This is a genomic window from Enterobacter sp. UNJFSC 003 (assembly GCF_036903355.1).
Taxonomy (GTDB): domain Bacteria; phylum Pseudomonadota; class Gammaproteobacteria; order Enterobacterales; family Enterobacteriaceae; genus Enterobacter.
Genome location: NZ_JBAKHK010000001.1, coordinates 535394 through 550626, shown reverse-complemented (window position 1 = coordinate 550626; position 15233 = coordinate 535394). Strand labels below are relative to the sequence as shown.

Sequence of the window (15233 nt, the reverse complement as noted above, 5' to 3'; positions counted from 1 at the left end):
CCTAGCTTTCATGCCATTAACGAATAACGAAAACAGGTACGTGGGCGTAACGCACGATACTCGCTGCTTCAGACCCTAATAGATGCGTTTGAATATTCGGGTTTCGCGACCCCACAATAATCGCCCCGGCGCCTAGCTCATCTGCCAGCTTAATGACTTCATCGCGGATGTTACCGCTGCGAACATGAATATGAACATGCTCCTGCGGCAGATTCAGTTTTTTGACCAGCGCGGCGAGTTTTTCTTTTGAATTATTAATCATATATTCATCCATCTTTCGCGCATCTGAAATAAAGCCGCGCGTCAGTTCGGCAGAAAACGCTGGCATGACGTGCAGCAAGTGAATCTCCGCCGACGCACTTTTTGCCAGAAACTGCGCATGCTGCAACGCTTTGTCTGCCAGGCCTGTCTCGTAGACATCCACCGGTACCAAAATTTTTTTATACATATCGAGCATCCTTTTTATAACCAATACAATAGTGAGTGAACCAGAAGAGAACGCATCAAACGCGGGGGATTTCGCTTCAATGCCAGTTACGGGAAAAAGAGATGAATGATATTAAACGTAGCACAGGAATATCAGGATTAACCCATCATCGTTAATTTTTTTAATTATCATGATGTTATTTCATGCAGAAGCCTTCTGTACGGGCGTTTTTGGCTGCCGTCTCACTCACCACTAATAATGGTTATTTAACATTTATTTTTTCACCGACTATGCTCATAGTCAGGTACCCAACTCATGGAGGAATGCATGTACGGATTAAGCTTGATGCGCCTTGGCTTATTTATTGCGCTTGCCATTATCGCCAGCACGGCGATTGGTCTATTTACCTATATGGTCGTCTCCGCGCTAGCATAATAGTGTTGCCCCGGCGTTTGTGAGGGAATAACTAAAACAGTTTTTTATCAGGGGAATACAGTGAACCGCTACGTCTCTCTTCTGCCTTTCGTTATTCTCTCGCTGACGGCGTGCGACCCTAAACCCGAGCAAGCCGCCCCGCTGCCGCGCATGGTAAAAGTGGCGGAGGTGGTTGCCCCCGGCAATGCCCAGCAGCGCGTCTTTCCCGCGCGAATAGAATCGGGCGACGCCACCGATCTCTCCTTCAAACGCGCGGGACAAATCGAAGCCCTCGACATACGCCAGGGCGCGGTCATCAAACAGGGGCAACAGCTTGCCAGGCTGAACGCCCGCGAAGCACAGCAGCGCGTGAATGACAGGCAGACGGCCGCGACGCTTGCTCAACGGCAGTTCGATCGTTTCCAGACGCTGGCGGGACGTCAGGCTATTTCTAAAGCCGAGATGGACGTCCAGCGCGCCAATCGCGACTCGGCGAATGCGGCGCTGCAGATCGCCCGTGAGGAGTTAAACCAGATGACGCTCGTCGCCCCCTTTAGCGGCACCGCGGCAAGCGTACACGTGCGTAACCATCAGGTGGTGTCTCCCGGCCAGCCCATTGCGACCCTGACCCGCACAGACCTGCTCGACGTGGTATTCAGCATCCCTGAAAATCTGTTTAAAACGCTGGATATCCGCAACGCCCAGTATCGCCCCGTCGTCAGGATTAACGCCTTCCCGGACCGCGAATTCACCGCCGTCTATAAAGAACATTCCGGCAGCAGCGACAGCAATACGCTGACCTGGCAGGTCATTTTAACCATGCCGCGGCCGGACGATTTCCCTGCTGTCGGCGGCGTGAGCGGCACCGTCACCATCAACTTAACCAATCTTCCGGCAGGTACGGGCAGCCAGGCGCTGGTGGTACCGGTAGAAGCCGTTTTCAATCCGGATAATCGCCCACGCAATGAGCCTCACGTCTGGGTGGTAGCGGGTAAAGGCGACGCGCTGCACCTGGAGGACCGCAAGGTCACCGTGGGTCAAGTGAGCACCGAAGGGGTGGTGATTACCCAAGGGCTGACCGCCGGTGAACGCGTGGTGGCCGCAGGCGTTGGGGAGCTTCATGCTAACCAGCCGGTTCGCATCTGGACGCGTGAACGGGGACTCTAATGGATATCTCTCGCCAGTTTATCAATAACCCCATTCGCGTCTGGCTGACCATCCTGCTGCTTGGCCTTGGGGGGATTTTTGCCCTGTTGAATATTGGCAGGCTGGAAGATCCGGCCTTCACCATCAAAACCGCGGTGGTGATTACCCATTATCCCGGCGCATCGGCTCAGCAGGTGGAGGAAGAGGTGACGCTGCCGCTGGAAAATGCCCTTCAGCAACTACCTTACCTCGATAACGTAAGCTCTATCTCCTCCAACGGCCTGTCGCAAATCACCGTCAATATCGCCTCGCGCTATCACTCGAATGAACTGCCCCAAATTTGGGATGAGCTGCGCCGCCGCGTGGGGGATGCGTCTCGTCAGTTTCCGCCGGGCGTGGTGACGCCTTTTGTGAATGATGATTTTGGTGATGTGTTCGGCTTTTTCTTTGCCATTTCCGGAGATGAATTTAGCAATCCTGAGCTGGTCCGTTATGCCGAGCAGCTGCGTCGCGAGCTGATCCTCGTTCCCGGCGTCGGAAAGGTCGCCATCGGTGGCGCCATTACCCAACAGATCAACATCGATATTTCGCTCACCAAAATGGCCGCCCGCGGCATTACGCTGAACCACCTTTCCGCCCTGCTGAGCAGGCTGAACGTGGTCTCCAGCGCGGGGGAAATTACGTCCGGCACCGAGTCCATCCGCCTGCACCCAACGGGTGAATTTGAGAATATCGATGAGTTGGCCGATCTGATTATCACCCCGTCAGGCACCGGGGCGGCGACGCGCCTGCGCGACATCGCCACCCTGTCGCGCGGGCTGAATGAATCACCGGCCAGCATCTACCATGCCAACGGCAGAAAGGCCGTTACCATGGGCGTCTCGTTTATTCCTGGCGTGAACGTCATCGACGTGGGGCATGCGCTGGAGGCGAAGCTGCAGCAGATGTCGGCGGAGAAGCCGGCGGGCATCCATATCGACCTGTTCTACGATCAGGCTGCAGAGGTCGGCCACTCGGTTAACGGCTTTATCATTAACTTCCTGATGGCGCTGGCGATTGTTATCGGCGTGCTGCTGATCTTCATGGGCGTACGCAGCGGCATCATCATCGCCTTCTCCCTGGCGCTGAACGTGCTGGGCACGTTGCTTATCATGTATCTCTGGGGCATTGAGCTGCAGCGCATCTCGCTCGGGGCGCTGATTATCGCGCTCAGCATGCTGGTGGATAACGCCATCGTGATTGTCGAAGGGGTATTGGTGGCCCGACAGCAGGGCTCGCCGCTGCTGACCGCCGTCAATTACATCATTCGGCGTTCGGCGCTGCCGCTGCTGGGGGCGACGGTTATCGCCATTCTGGCGTTTGCGCCGATTGGGCTGTCGCAGGACTCCACCGGTGAATACTGTAAATCGCTGTTCCAGGTGCTGTTGATTTCGCTGATGCTGAGCTGGTTTTCAGCGCTCACCATCACGCCGGTGCTGATTAAGTGGTGGCTGTTTAAAAACGATTCTGCGCCCGAGAAAACGGACGATGCGGATCCCTACGATAAACGCATTTATCGGGTCTATCAGAGCCTGCTGAACGCGCTGTTGCGGCACAAAGCCCCGACGCTCATCGTCATGGCGGCCCTGCTCGCCGCCGCCGTCTGGGGGTTTGGATCCGTGCGGCAAAACTTCTTCCCGTCATCCAACACGCCAATATTCTTTGTCGATCTGTGGCTGCCTTACGGAACCGATATCAAATGGACCGAGCAGATGACCAGCGATATCGAGAAAACGATTAACGGCCAGCCGGGGGTGGAAACCACCGTCTCGACCATTGGCCAGGGGAGTATGCGGTTTATTTTGACCTACAGCGGGCAGCGCCAGTACAGCAACTATGCGCAAATCATGGTGAGGATGGACGATCAGCGCAATATCTCTGCCCTCACCCGCCATGTTGATGAGTACATCGCGCGGAACTACCCGCAGGTTAACGCCAGCACCAAGCGCGTGATGTTTGGCCCCTCCGGCGACAGCGCGATCGAGGTCCGCATTAAGGGGCCGGAGCCCGACCGGCTGCGCCTGATTGCCAGCCAGGTGGACGATATCCTCACCCGCGATCCGGCAACGGGCAGCGTCAGAAATGACTGGCAAAACCGCAGCAAGGTGATCAGGCCGCAATATGTCGCCGCGCTGGGCCGTGAGCTCGGCGTGGATAAACAGGATGTTGATAACGCGCTGGAGATGAATTTCTCCGGCAGCCGCGCGGGGCTTTATCGCGAAGGGAGCGACCTGCTGCCCGTGGTTGTGCGCCCGCCGGAAAGTGAACGTCTGGATGCTAACCACCTTAACAACGTGCTGGTCTGGAGCCAGAACCGGCAGCAATACATTCCGCTGAGCAACGTGGTGAGCAGTTTCGCGCTGGAATGGGAAGATCCGTTAATTCTGCGCCGCGACCGCTCGCGCGTGCTGACCGTTCAGACCGATCCTGACCCGCTGAGCCAGCAGACCTCCGGTGATATTGTTACCCGCGTGAAGCCGCAAATTGACGCCCTCACGCTGCCCCATGGCTACAGCATTGAATGGGGAGGTGATGCGGAAAACTCCAGCGAGGCGCAGCAAGGGGTCTTCACCACGCTGCCGATAGGCTACCTGGTGATGTTCGTCATTACCGTTTTGATGTTCAGTTCGGTGAAGAATGCCGTCGCCATCTGGCTGACCGTGCCGCTGGCGCTGATCGGCGTCACGCCAGGCTTTTTAATCACCGGCATCCCCTTCGGCTTTATGGCGCTGATTGGTCTGTTAAGCCTGAGCGGGATGCTGATCCGCAACGGCATTGTGCTGGTGGAAGAAATTGAACAGCAAAAAACGCAGAAAAACCAGCATGAGGCAATACTCTACGCGGCCACCTCGCGCCTGCGCCCTATCCTGCTTACCGCCTTCACCACCGTCCTGGGGCTGGCCCCCCTTCTGCTGGACGTTTTCTTCCAGAGCATGGCTGTTGTGATTATGTTTGGACTTGGGTTTGCTACAATCCTGACGCTGCTGGTACTTCCCGTGATTTATGCGTGCTTCCATCGTAAGGACAAAGCTGAACAACAATGAATGCGACAGGGCTAAATATTATTAAGACGCTGGGCTGTATGACGGCGGTAACCTTTTTCACCCTCTACAACACCTGGGATCATTATGATTATGACTATCACTGGATCCTGGGGTTTTTAACCTTTATTTCGACCATCGCCACGCCGCTGTTCTTTGTGGTGTCTGGCTATCTCGATGGACAGTCCCGCCACGGCGCTCGCTGGCAGCTGGGGAAAATTAAAAGCCTGATCACCATCTTTCTGTTCTGGATAACCCTCTATTACCTTTGGGAACCATACCAGCGCGGGTATCTCATTCAACCCTGGTTTGTGTTCTCGTTTATCGTGATTTATACCTTCCATCCGGTTGTGGAATGGCTAAGCCAGCGGCTCGCACTATTCTGCGGCGTGATTGCCGTGCTGCTGATCTTTTCGTACGGCTACGATCTGCTGTCTGCGCTTTACCCAGATACGCACGTGCTTTCGCTTTCGCCGCAGTACCGGTTGTGGACGTGGCTATTGTTTTATCTGACTGGGCAGCTCTTCTGCGACCCGATCGTCGCGGAGTGGATAAGCCGCAAAAATGTGGTCAGGACGGCCGTTGTCGCCATCCCGTTTATCTATCTCTTCACCTGGTTTTACGAGCGTCACTTCTTTTTCGCCTTATTCAAGGCGGACAGAAACGCCTTTATTCTTACCGGCTCGCAGATCTATATCCTGATTATTGTGCTGGTGATTGCGGCGAATGGCGTGCGCTTTCGCCGCAACGCCGAATTCAAAGAGGCCATTTTGGCCGCCGTCAGCAAAACGATGACCGGCGTCTATATTATGCATTACTCGGTGTTTCATCTGCTGACGGCGCTGATACCGGTGACGTCCCTCGGCACGAAGCTGGCGCTGATCGTGCTCACGTTCATCACCTCGGTGTTGTTCTCTCTGCTGGTCCTCTCTAATGCGGTGGCCAAAAAGGTGATTACCCTTTAAAAGCCTAAGCGCAGCCAGGCAAAGAGCACGTTACCGTTGTTGTAGGTTCCTGGAATATAAGTGAACTGAACGGTGACGCGCTTATATCCGGCAGAGAACAGCGGGAAGATAAACGGCAGCGGCACATAGTTAGCAAAGTCGTCGCGCGCCGTGATGCCGGCCGCCGCGCCCAGGCCCAGACGGAAATCTTTGGCATTATCCAGATACCAGCCCTTCTCCCAGCCATAGCCCATCGCGGGCTGCCATTCGTTGTGCGAGTCTTTGAACATCATGGCGAAAAGCGCGCTCCAGTTGCCCTCTTCGTTATAGCGCGATACGCCAAGCCCGCCGCCCCACGGCATTTCGTTATAGTTGTCCGTTTTTTCTTTGTCATACATAAAGCGGGCATGCCAGCTTAAAAACGGCAGATAGAGATCGTAACGATCTGGCTGTTCCCAGGTCTGGGAAATATCGTCAGTCAGGGAATCCCACCAGCGGCTAATGCGCTGTTCGCCATAGACGGTAGGTTCAGCCCGAAGCGGCGAAGCAAATAAAAACAGGATAAAACAGAGTGCCGGAAAGGTGCGTTGCATAGTTATTCCCTCAGCTTAAGTCACGCAGCGTCACTATTACTGTAAACCATTCAGCACTAACCGGAGCCAAACGAACAAATTAATGTTGGTAGGGAGAAGATGAAAATTATTTATTCAGCACCTTCGGGAAACATAAAATCGTTTTCACGCGCGTCCTGCCGCGGTAGTCTCATACGTTCCGTTTATATGACGGGAGTTATGTGAGTGACCTTTTCTTATACCAATAATTAAAAATCAGTACAGACAGGACAACTATGGACACCACCCTCATCTCCGATCGTCCCAACGAGGAGACACCTTCGCTCAATCGTGCCCGCCGTGCCGCTCTTGGCAGCTTCGCGGGTGCCGTCGTCGACTGGTATGACTTTCTGCTCTATGGCATTACCGCCGCGCTGGTCTTTAACCGTGAATTCTTCCCGCAGATAAGCCCGGCGATGGGCACCCTTGCCGCGTTTGCCACGTTTGGCGTCGGCTTTCTGTTTCGCCCGCTCGGCGGGGTAATTTTCGGCCACTTCGGCGACCGACTTGGCCGCAAACGCATGCTGATGCTCACCGTCTGGATGATGGGGATCGCCACTGCGCTTATCGGCATTTTGCCGTCGTTTGCCACCATTGGCTGGTGGGCACCGGTATTGCTGGTGACGCTACGCGCAATTCAGGGCTTTGCCGTAGGCGGTGAGTGGGGTGGCGCGGCGCTGTTGTCGGTCGAGAGCGCGCCGAAAAACAAGAAGGCGTTTTACAGCAGCGGCGTACAGGTGGGCTACGGCGTTGGCCTTTTGCTCTCTACTGGCCTGGTATCGCTGATCAGCCAGCTGACGACCGACGCGCAGTTCCTGAGCTGGGGATGGCGTATTCCGTTCATCTTTAGCATTGTGCTGGTCATCGCCGCGCTGTGGATCCGCAACGGCATGGAAGAGTCGGCTGAATTTGAACGGCAACAGCAGGAAAAACCGGTCGCCAAAAAACGGCTGCCGGTGATGGAAGCGCTGGCGCAGCACCCTGGCGCTTTTCTGAAAATCATTGCCCTGCGCCTGTGCGAACTGCTGACGATGTATATCGTGACCGCCTTTGCGCTGAACTATTCAACGCAAAATCTCGGTTTACCGCGTGAGCTATTCCTGAATATTGGCCTACTGGTGGGCGGGATCAGCTGTCTGACCATCCCTTGCTTTGCGTGGCTGGCAGACCGCTTTGGTCGCCGTCGCGTTTACATCACCGGGGCACTGATTGGTACGCTCAGCGCCTGGCCGTTCTTTATGGCCCTCGAAGCGCAGTCCCTCTTCTGGATTGTGTTCTTTGCGATCATGCTCGCCAACATCGCCCATGACATGGTGGTGTGCGTGCAGCAGCCCATGTTTACCGAACTGTTCGGCGCCAGCTATCGCTACAGCGGGGCGGGCGTGGGGTATCAGGTGGCCAGCGTGGTCGGCGGCGGGTTTACGCCGTTTATTGCCGCCGCGCTGGTGACCTTCTCTGGCGGAAACTGGCACAGCGTGGCGATCTATTTGCTCGCTGGCTGCCTGCTGTCGGCGGCGACGGCGCTCTTTATGAAAGAGACCCCTCACGGCTGATCTCCTCACTTTTGTTTCACAGGCGAGTGACATACTATCGAGTACTCGGACACCTGTGGAACAAGGAGACAGACATGAATAATAAGGGCTCCAGCCTGACCCCGGCTCAGGCGCTGGAAAAACTCGACGCGCTGTATGAACAGTCCGTCAACGCGCTGCGCAGCGCCATTAGCGAATACATTGAAACAGGGAAGCTTCCCGATGAGAAGGCCAGAAGTCAGGGCCTTTTTGTTTATCCGTCACTCTCTGTCACCTGGGACGGCAGCGCCAGCAACACGCCGAAAACCCGCGCCTATGCACGTTTCACCCACTCCGGCTGTTACAGCACGACCGTGACCCGCCCGTCGCTGTTCCGACCTTACCTCGAAGAACAGCTTACGCTGCTCTACCAGGACTACGGCGCGCATATTTCGGTTGAACCTTCCCTCCATGAAATCCCGTATCCGTACGTGATTGACGGGTCGGCGTTAACGCTCGACCGTTCCATGAGCGCCGGGCTGACGCGTCACTTCCCTACCACCGAGCTTTCGCAGATAGGCGATGAGACGGCGGATGGGATCTACCATCCGGCGGAATTTTCCCCTCTGTCACACTTTGACGCGCGCCGCGTGGATTTCTCGCTGGCCCGCCTTCGCCACTACACCGGCACGCCAGCCGAACATTTCCAGCCGTTCGTGCTGTTCACTAACTACACCCGCTATGTAGACGAGTTTGTCAGCTGGGGCTGTAGCCAGATTCTCGATCCTGACAGCCCGTACGTTGCCCTCTCCTGCGCGGGCGGGATCTGGATCACCGCGGAAACAGAAGCCCCGGAGCAGGCCATCTCCGACCTGGCGTGGAAGAAGCATCAGATGCCGGCCTGGCACCTTGTCACCGCCGACGGCCAGGGGATTACGCTGATTAACATTGGCGTTGGCCCGTCAAACGCCAAAACTATCTGCGACCACCTGGCGGTGCTGCGCCCGGACGTCTGGCTGATGATTGGCCACTGCGGCGGCCTGCGTGAAAGCCAGCTCATTGGCGACTACGTGCTGGCGCATGCGTATCTGCGTGATGACCACGTGCTGGACGCCGTGCTTCCTCCGGATATTCCCATCCCAAGCATTGCCGAGGTCCAGCGCGCGCTGTACGACGCCACCAAAGCGGTGAGCGGCATGCCGGGCGAAGAGGTTAAGCAGCGCCTGCGTACCGGCACGGTCGTCACCACTGACGATCGTAACTGGGAGTTGCGCTACTCCGCCTCGGCGCTGCGTTTTAACCTGAGCCGCGCGGTGGCCATCGATATGGAAAGCGCCACTATTGCGGCGCAGGGTTATCGCTTCCGCGTCCCGTACGGCACGCTGCTGTGCGTATCCGATAAACCCCTGCATGGGGAAATTAAGCTTCCTGGACAGGCCAACCGATTCTACGAAGGGGCGATTTCCGAACATCTGCAGATCGGTATACGCGCCATCGATTTACTGCGGGCAGAGGGCGACAAGCTGCATTCCCGCAAGCTGCGTACCTTTAACGAGCCGCCATTCCGCTAATAATAAAAAGGAAGAACCATGCACACCACATCACCGTTAGCTGCCCTGCGCCAGTGGCTGGACGCCCATCATCTCGACGGGATGATCGTCCCGCGCGCCGATGCCTGGCAGAGCGAGTACTGTGCGCCCTACGACGAAAAGCTGGCCTGGCTGACGGGCTTCGACGGGTCTGCAGGTCTGGCCCTGGTGCTGAAAGACAAAGCGCTGCTCTTCGTCGACGGGCGCTATCAGGTTCAGGCCCGCGTGCAGGTCAATATGGATGAGATCGCGATCCACCATCTGCACAACGAGCCGCTGGCGGAATGGCTGGCGAAAAACGTCGAGGCGGGCACGCGCATCGGCTTTGAAGCGCTACTGATGACTAACGCAGACTTTATGCAGCTGTCCGCGACGCCGTGCGAGCTGGTGCCGCTTGATCGGTCTCCGTTTGATACGATCTGGAGCGATCGCCCTGCACCGCCCGCCGGATTGATCCGAGAAATGCCGGTTGAAATAAGCGGTGAGAGCAGCACCGATAAGCGTCGACGCGTCGCTGCCGTGCTGGCGGAGAAAAATGCCGATGTCCTGGCCGTGACGCTGCCGGATAATATCGCCTGGCTGCTGAACGTGCGGGGTTCTGACATCCCCACCAGCCCGGTCCCGCTCTCTTTTGCCCTTCTGAAACGCGACGGTAGCGTCGAATGGTTTGTTAACGACAGCAAGCTGGTTGAATTACCGGATGCCGTGCGCAACGCATTCACCCTTGCGCCGCAGGAGGCGTTTATCGCCCGCTGCAAAGCGCTTTCTCAGGGCAAGCGCGTGCTGGTCGATGCTGATTCCGCCCCCGTAGCGCTGCGCTTTGCCATTGAGCCGCAGGGGGAGATTGTTTGGCAAACCGACCCTATCACCCTGATGAAAGCCAATAAGAATTCGGTAGAGCTGGCGGGTTATCGCGAGTGTCACCACCAGGACGGCGCGGCATGGGTCAATTTTCTCGCCTGGCTGAGCCGCGAAGTGCCTCTGCGTGAGGCGGCGGGAAATCCCTTGATGGAACTTGAGGTGCAGGCAAAGCAGCTTGCTTTTCGCGAACAGCAGCCGGGTTTTATTGAGCCGAGCTTTGAGACGATCTCCGCCTCGTCCAGCAATGCGGCGATGTGTCACTATCACTCAAGTGAAGCCAGCAATAAGCCTATTGGGCACGATCATTTTTATCTGAATGATTCCGGCGGCCAGTATCATAATGGCACCACGGACGCCACGCGCACGCTGGCGTGGGGCAAGGTCGACGCGCAACAGCGTTTACACTATACCGCCGTGCTCAGAGGCTTTCTGTCGCTGATCACGCTGCAGTTCCCGTCCGGGACTCAGGGACACCAGCTGGATGCGTTCGCGCGCCGTCCCCTGTGGGAAATGGGGCTGGATTACGATCACGGTACCGGACACGGCGTGGGGCATCAGCTGCTGATCCACGAGAACCCGCATCGCATCGCAAAGAAGGTGAATCCATGGCCGCTGGTGGCAGGCAATATCATGACCATCGAGCCGGGATACTATCTTGGTGACAGCCACGGCATTCGTATCGAGAATCAGGTTGAAATAGTCGAAAGTCGCCCTGGGTTCTGCACGTTTGCCTCGCTGACGTTAATCCCGATCGATTTGAGTCAGGTCGAACTGCATCTGTTAAACGAGCAGGAAAAACAGTGGCTGGATGCGTATCACCAGCAGGTACGTGAGGCCTTGTCACCGCGGGTGAATAGCGATGCGCGTCAGTGGCTGGAAGAAGCGACCGCGCCGATTTGTGTGTAACATCGCGCGGTCTGGTGCCCTCACCCCATCCCTCTTCCATGGAAGAGGGTGAAAACACTAAAACGGCAACTTGGTTGCCGTTTTGCTTTTACCTTGTGTAGAAAAGCAAAAAGCCTGCTATAAAAGCAGGCTTTTTAAATTTGGCTCCTCTGACTGGACTCGAACCAGTGACATACGGATTAACAGTCCGCCGTTCTACCGACTGAACTACAGAGGAATCGTGTGAACGGGGCGCATATTATCGATGCTCCCCGTTGATGTCAAAGGCAGAATGCAGAATTTCGACCGTTTGCCGATTTATTCTCCATTTCGCGCATTTGTCAGGCATTTTTCCGCGGATATTTCCACAACCAGCGTCCACTGACCATACGCCAGTAGAACAGTGCGCCGCGCACGGCCCAGTCAAGGAACATCCCTAGCCAGACGCCCACGACGCCCATGCCGAGCACGATCCCGAGCGTGTAGCCTGCCACCACGCGGCACCCCCACATGCCGAGCATCGATACCCACATCGCAAAGCGCGCATCACGCGCCCCTTTCAGCCCGGCAGGCAATACCCACGAAGCAGCCCAAATCGGCATAAACAGCGCGTTCAGCCAAATCAGGATCTTAACCACCTCTTTTACATCGTGCTCAGGGGTATAGAACGAGGCCATCAGCCCGGCAAAAGGTGCCGTGCCCCAGGCTATCATCGTCAGGCCAATGGTCGAGAGCCAAAAAACATGGCGCAGCTGACGTTCCGCCTGCCCTATTTGCCCTTTCCCGAGCCGTTTACCGGTAATGATGGTCGACGCTGAACCGAGCGCGTTGCCCGGCAGGTTAATCAGCGACGCGATAGAGAAGGCAATAAAGTTACCCGCGATGACGTCAGTGCCCATACCGGCTACAAACATCTGCGTGAGCAGCTTGCCGCCGTTGAACAGCACCGATTCGATGCTGGCCGGAATACCAATCCCCATCACTTCCCAGATAATGGCAAAATTCAAGGGCCGGAAATAACTTTTCAGCGTCAGGCGCAGCGACGGAGTGATCCCGGTCATCAACACGCCAACGATCGCCGCCGCGCCGATATAGCGAGAGATAGTCAGCCCCAGCCCCGCACCGACAAACCCCATTCCATCCCAGGAAAAAACGCCGTAAATCAGGATGCTGCTGATGATAATGTTCAGGATATTCATCCCGCCGTTAATCAGCAGCGGAATTTTCGTGTTGCCCGCACCGCGCAGTGCGCCGCTACCGATTAAGGCAATGGCTGCTGCGGGATAACTCAGGACCGTCATCTCCAGATAGGTCAGCGCCAGGCCTTTGACCTCGTTTGTCGCCTCGCCTGCGACGATGTCGATAATCTCTTTGCCGTAATAGTGGATCACTGCCGCCAGAACGATCGAAAAAATGGTCATGATCGTCAGCGACTGACGCGCCGCCTCGCGGGCTCGCTTTGGATCCAGCTTACCCAGACTGAAGGCAACGACGACCGTCGTCCCAAGGTCAATGGCCGCAAAGAATGACATCACCACCATGTTGAAACTGTCCGCCAGCCCTACCCCGGCCATGGCTTCTTTACCCAACCAGCTCACCAGAAAGGTGCTTAAGACCCCCATCAGCAGGACGCAGGTATTCTCGAGGAAGATAGGCACGGCAAGGGGGGTGATTTCACGCCAGAACAGAACACGATAGCTTTTACGTTTTGCGTACCATGGCGTGCGCATGATCGCCTGGCGCAGGGGGGCAGTGACGTTCAAAATGGACCTTAGCGAGAAAAGTTGAAACTCCATTTCAAATGATGAGGTAGAAATGCATATCCTGCAAAGTATTTTCCATAAAAATATGTTTGGATTTACAACAAACTGTCGACAGAATCGGCAATCAGTCGCGTTTGCCTAAGATCAGGTTTGACAAAAGTTTTTTCGCCGCTAACATATGCCTCCACACCGATTCCTCTGTAGTTCAGTCGGTAGAACGGCGGACTGTTAATCCGTATGTCACTGGTTCGAGTCCAGTCAGAGGAGCCAAATTTAAAAAGCCTGCTTTTATAGCAGGCTTTTTGCTTTTCTGCGCTTGGTTACCCAGCCTATAAAAAAAGCTCTCTGTCACCAGAGAGCTTTTTTCGCAATCAGCTGCGATTACTCGCTTTTTGCTTCGGCGGTTTTGATTTCGCCCATCACTTTCAGCTTTTTAGAGATATCGCGACGCTCTTTAGACAGCTCGGCGTTTTTGATGATGTAGTCATCAACGCGGTCTTCATAGTCAGTCTTCATGCTGGCGATAATGCCCTGAATAGCTTCAACGCTCATGCCTGGCTTGATGTAGTCGCTCAGGTTATCCAGCAGCAGAACACGTTTTTGGTTGTCACGGATCTTCTTCTCCACGTCCTGGATTTCGCGCTGCAGCTTGTTTTTGCGGCGGAACAGGCGGACGAACTCCAGAACATCCTGGAACGAAGGCTTGGTAGTTTCCATTTTTATACCCCTGATAATGTGAGATTCGGATTCGTTAAAGCAACCGTTTTAACAGACAGCGGCTGCGAATGACAATGAGTATATCGTTTAAAACTATCATAACCCTAATTGCTGCTGAATCGAAGCAGCAGGGGTCACATACGCTTTTTATTTGCGCAGCGCGCGGCAAATAAGATGCGACAGCAGCTCAAGCTGTCGCGCCAGCTCCATGCTCAACCATACATAGCCATGAATCGGGGTTTCCGCCACATTCCCCCCCTGCTGCTCATTCATCAGCTGTTTGAGCTCAGCAACGATTTCCGTCAGACGCTCGCTGTTGGCCAGTATCGGCTGCGGGTTCCCTTCATACAGCGCGTGGGCGATGGTAAGCAGCGTTTGCTGCGTCATTTGCTGGGTCTCTTTCAGCGTGTGGGCGTTGAGCATTAGCAGGTGGCTGGGACGCGACGCCCAGTGCGCGTTGATTTGCAGTTCAAGCATGCAGACCAGATTGCGGCTTACCGTCTGAATGGCTTCAAAAATCGATTTCTGGATATGCGTCTCTTTACTGGCAGGCGCGATCAGCCCGCGCATTTTGACTACGTCATTGAGGATTTTCTGCAGATGCTTTTCCAGACGTGGACGCTCAACCAGATTAGGTGAAAATCCGGCCTGGTAAACGCGGTTAAACGCGGTGACGTAATTTGCCATCTGAATACGCCAGTGCAGGAAAGCGCGCTGCGGCCAGATGCCCGTGAAGAGCATCGCCAGAAGCGAGCCGAGAATGACGTCACCGCTTCGCCACAAGGCCGTGGTCATGTCACCGGCAGGTGCGCCGACCACCACGGAGAGGGTGATGCCGATCAGCAGTGCCTGATAGGGCCGTTTGCCTAACGCCAGCCACCCACACAGATACATAGCCGCAGCACACCACAGCAGCATGACAGGGAACGAAATCAGCTCCAGCTTCAGGGCAATGAGCCCCAGCGCGGAGCCCAACACGGTGCCGCCAATGCGCTCAAAGGCGCGCGGGACCACATTACCCCAAAATGAGATAGGCCCCATGATGACCACCAGCGTGATCAGTGGCCACGTCCCTTCCGGCACATCAAATAGACGAACCAGCACGAACGTCAAAACGAACGCTAGCGCGATGCGGCACCCATGTACCACGCGATAATGTTTATATAACCGAATTTCAAATGGGGTTAATGATTTGTCGGGACGCACACCCGCTCTCCAGCTACGCGGCAAATCACAATTGTACTGTGTTTTCAGCCGGGAGGATCACACCCGGCTGAAAAACCCT

The 15233-nt window shown here is 55.7% G+C and carries 12 protein-coding genes and 2 tRNA genes; 7 read left to right on the top strand and 7 right to left on the bottom strand.

Annotated features, from left to right (window positions below):
• Nucleotides 1-16: 16 nt before the first annotated feature.
• Complete coding sequence (locus V5P19_RS02455) at nt 17-448, bottom strand: universal stress protein (RefSeq protein WP_334399804.1); 432 nt, start codon at nt 446-448, stop codon at nt 17-19.
• Nucleotides 449-922: 474 nt separating this feature from the next.
• Between V5P19_RS02455 and V5P19_RS02450 the strand changes: the two genes are divergently transcribed.
• From V5P19_RS02450 to V5P19_RS02440, 3 genes are read left to right on the top strand one after another with little or no spacing between them, the layout of a single operon-like run.
• Nucleotides 923-2008, top strand: a complete 1086-nt coding sequence (locus V5P19_RS02450) for an efflux RND transporter periplasmic adaptor subunit (protein ID WP_334399802.1) — start codon at nt 923-925, stop codon at nt 2006-2008.
• A complete protein-coding gene (locus tag V5P19_RS02445; RefSeq protein WP_334399800.1) occupies nt 2008-5070 on the top strand; it encodes an efflux RND transporter permease subunit in 3063 nt (1020 codons plus the stop codon). The genes V5P19_RS02450 and V5P19_RS02445 overlap by 1 nt, the downstream gene beginning before the upstream one ends.
• Nucleotides 5067-6032, top strand: coding sequence for an acyltransferase family protein (locus V5P19_RS02440; protein ID WP_334399797.1), 966 nt, complete (start codon nt 5067-5069; stop codon nt 6030-6032). Before V5P19_RS02445 ends, V5P19_RS02440 begins: the two co-directional genes overlap by 4 nt.
• Here the strand turns inward: V5P19_RS02440 and pagP are convergent.
• Complete coding sequence (gene pagP / locus V5P19_RS02435; protein WP_334399795.1) at nt 6029-6604, bottom strand: lipid IV(A) palmitoyltransferase PagP; 576 nt, start codon at nt 6602-6604, stop codon at nt 6029-6031. The two genes, V5P19_RS02440 and pagP, sit on opposite strands and share 4 nt — an antisense overlap.
• Before the next feature lie 254 nt (nt 6605-6858).
• Between pagP and shiA the strand changes: the two genes are divergently transcribed.
• The 3 genes from shiA (at nt 6859) to V5P19_RS02420 (ending at nt 11489) form a co-directional block, all read left to right on the top strand.
• Nucleotides 6859-8175 (top strand): shikimate transporter, encoded by a 1317-nt coding sequence (gene shiA, locus V5P19_RS02430; protein ID WP_334399793.1) that lies wholly within the window; start codon nt 6859-6861, stop codon nt 8173-8175.
• Between the two features lie 74 nt (nt 8176-8249).
• Nucleotides 8250-9704 (top strand): AMP nucleosidase, encoded by a 1455-nt coding sequence (locus V5P19_RS02425; protein WP_334399791.1) that lies wholly within the window; start codon nt 8250-8252, stop codon nt 9702-9704.
• An 18-nt stretch (nt 9705-9722) separates the two neighbouring features.
• On the top strand, nt 9723-11489 hold the full coding sequence (locus V5P19_RS02420) for an aminopeptidase P family protein (protein ID WP_334399789.1): 1767 nt from the start codon (nt 9723-9725) through the stop codon (nt 11487-11489).
• 141 nt (nt 11490-11630) lie between these two features.
• Here V5P19_RS02420 and V5P19_RS02415 read toward each other — a convergent pair.
• The 3 genes from V5P19_RS02415 to V5P19_RS24700 all read right to left on the bottom strand — a co-directional run bounded on the left by V5P19_RS02415 (nt 11631) and on the right by V5P19_RS24700 (nt 13419).
• Nucleotides 11631-11706: transfer RNA gene (locus tag V5P19_RS02415), tRNA-Asn, on the bottom strand.
• Between the two features lie 103 nt (nt 11707-11809).
• Nucleotides 11810-13264, bottom strand: coding sequence for a multidrug efflux MATE transporter EmmdR (emmdR, locus tag V5P19_RS02410; protein WP_334399787.1), 1455 nt, complete (start codon nt 13262-13264; stop codon nt 11810-11812).
• A gap of 62 nt (nt 13265-13326) precedes the next feature.
• Nucleotides 13327-13419, bottom strand: a complete 93-nt coding sequence (locus V5P19_RS24700) for a DUF5951 family protein (RefSeq protein ID WP_369077398.1) — start codon at nt 13417-13419, stop codon at nt 13327-13329.
• A gap of 6 nt (nt 13420-13425) precedes the next feature.
• Between V5P19_RS24700 and V5P19_RS02405 the strand changes: the two genes are divergently transcribed.
• Nucleotides 13426-13501: transfer RNA gene (locus V5P19_RS02405), tRNA-Asn, on the top strand.
• A gap of 111 nt (nt 13502-13612) precedes the next feature.
• Here V5P19_RS02405 and V5P19_RS02400 read toward each other — a convergent pair.
• Both V5P19_RS02400 and V5P19_RS02395 read right to left on the bottom strand, forming a co-directional pair.
• Nucleotides 13613-13948, bottom strand: coding sequence for a DUF496 family protein (locus tag V5P19_RS02400; RefSeq protein ID WP_334399785.1), 336 nt, complete (start codon nt 13946-13948; stop codon nt 13613-13615).
• Nucleotides 13949-14095: 147 nt separating this feature from the next.
• Nucleotides 14096-15154 (bottom strand): FUSC family protein, encoded by a 1059-nt coding sequence (locus V5P19_RS02395; protein WP_334399783.1) that lies wholly within the window; start codon nt 15152-15154, stop codon nt 14096-14098.
• Nucleotides 15155-15233 lie beyond the last annotated feature (79 nt).